1 pseudogene is annotated in these 583 nt (G+C 63.3%); it reads left to right on the top strand.

From position 1 onward, the window contains the following. Positions 1-37: 37 nt before the first annotated feature. Positions 38-583: pseudogene (locus tag HMPREF9371_RS10900) on the top strand (IS5 family transposase); the annotation flags it as partial.

Here is a 583-nt window from a genome sequence, read left to right on the forward strand (position 1 = left end):
CTAGGCCGAATCGACATTCATCTGGTATCTTTGGCGGATGACCAAGACCAAGCATCTGCGGCCCCGCCGCTACGAATTAACCCAAACCCAATGGGAGCGGATCGAAGATCTGCTCCCAGGCAAGGCCGGTGACCCCGGGCGTACGGCAGCGGACAACCGCAGCTTCGTCAATGGCGTGCTGTGGGTGTTGCGCTCCGGGGCGCGCTGGAGCGATCTGCCCACGCGCTACGGAGCCTACAAGAGCGTGCACAAGCGCTTCACCCGCTGGGCGGCCAAGGGTATCTGGGAGCTGGTGTTCCAGTCCCTGATTCAGGATCGAAGCAACAAGTATCTGATGATCGACAGCAGCATTGTCCGGGCGCACGCACAGGCGGCGACTGGAAAAGGGGGGCGGCGCACCCGGCTCTGGGGCGTTGCCGAGGAGGTCTGAGCACAAAGATCCACATGGCGGTGGATGGCCAGGGCCGGCCGGTACGGTTTATCCTCACTGGCGGCGAGCGCAACGACATCACGCAAGCCCCAGCGCTGCTGGCCGGGTTCAAGCCCAAGTACGTCTTGGCCGACAAAGGCTATGACAGCCGGG

Source organism: Neisseria shayeganii 871, from assembly GCF_000226875.1.
Classification (GTDB): Bacteria; Pseudomonadota; Gammaproteobacteria; order Burkholderiales; family Neisseriaceae; genus Eikenella; species Eikenella shayeganii.